This is a genomic window from Kineococcus indalonis, assembly GCF_009906395.1.
Taxonomy (GTDB): Bacteria; Actinomycetota; Actinomycetes; order Actinomycetales; family Kineococcaceae; genus Kineococcus; species Kineococcus indalonis.
Genome location: NZ_JAAALM010000875.1, coordinates 1 through 969, shown reverse-complemented (window position 1 = coordinate 969; position 969 = coordinate 1). Strand labels below are relative to the sequence as shown.

Sequence of the window (969 nt, the reverse complement as noted above, 5' to 3'; positions counted from 1 at the left end):
GTAGGGGGTCGGCGCGGGCGCGGGGGCCACCGCGGGCCCGCACGGGGGAGCGCCGCTGGGCCGTCCCGGTGGGGTGGGCGCGCACGGTCCACGTCCGTGCACCCACCGTCACGACACCGGGCCTCAGCGCGGGGCCTCAGCGCGGGGCCTCAGCGCGGGGCCTCAGCGCGGGCAGGCCACGGTGTCCGTGCCGTCGTCCTCCACGCGGTCCGCGAACGCCTCGGAGTCCAGCTCCGGCGCGTAGCCCAGGTCCGCCCGCGCCGGGCCCAGGTCCCAGTGCTGCCGGGTGTTCGCCGACACCGCCGGGTACCCGCCCAGGTGCACGCGGGAGGCGTCCACCTGGAGCGCCCGCACCACCACCTGCCGCAGGTCCGCCGGCCCCAGCCAGCTCGCCAGCTGCGAGCGCTCCTCCGGCTGCGGCACCGTGGCGCCCAGCCGCAGCCCCACCGTGCTCACCGGCCCGCGCCGGGAGGCCACCGTGGCCACCGCCTCGTCGAACGCCTTCGTCGCCCCGTACGGGCAGCACGGCCGCGGCGGCCACGCCGCGTCCACCGGCACCCGCCCGTCCGCCTCGTGCGCGCCCATGGCGTGCACCGAGCTGGCGAACACCACCCGGCGCACCCCCGCCCGCGCCGCCGCGGCCAGCAGCGCGGCGAAGCCCTCCACGTTGGGCCCGCGCAGCTCCTCCCACGCCGCCGTCGGCGCCGGGTTGCCCGCCAGGTGCACCACGGCGCCGACCCCGTCCACGGCGCGCTCCAGGGCCGCGGGGTCGGTCAGCTCGCCGGTCACCACCTCCGCGCCCTCGTGCTGCGCCGCGGTGCGGTCGAACAGCCGCAGCGGGCGCCCCGCCAGGCCCGGCAGCAGCTGCCCGGCCACCCTGCCCGCCGCCCCGGTCACCAGCACGAGCTCGTCAGCCACCCCGGCAGCGTCCCGCACCCCGGGCCCGCCCGCCTCCCCGGCGCGCTCCCG

The 969-nt window shown here is 80.7% G+C and carries 1 protein-coding gene; it reads right to left on the bottom strand.

Translation table 11 applies throughout. The annotated features are described in order from the left end of the window. Positions 1 to 162 precede the first annotated feature (162 nt). Positions 163 to 918, bottom strand: a complete 756-nt coding sequence (locus GTR00_RS21665; RefSeq protein ID WP_166613557.1) for an NAD-dependent epimerase/dehydratase family protein — start codon at positions 916 to 918, stop codon at positions 163 to 165. Between the last annotated feature and the right edge of the window lie 51 nt (positions 919 to 969).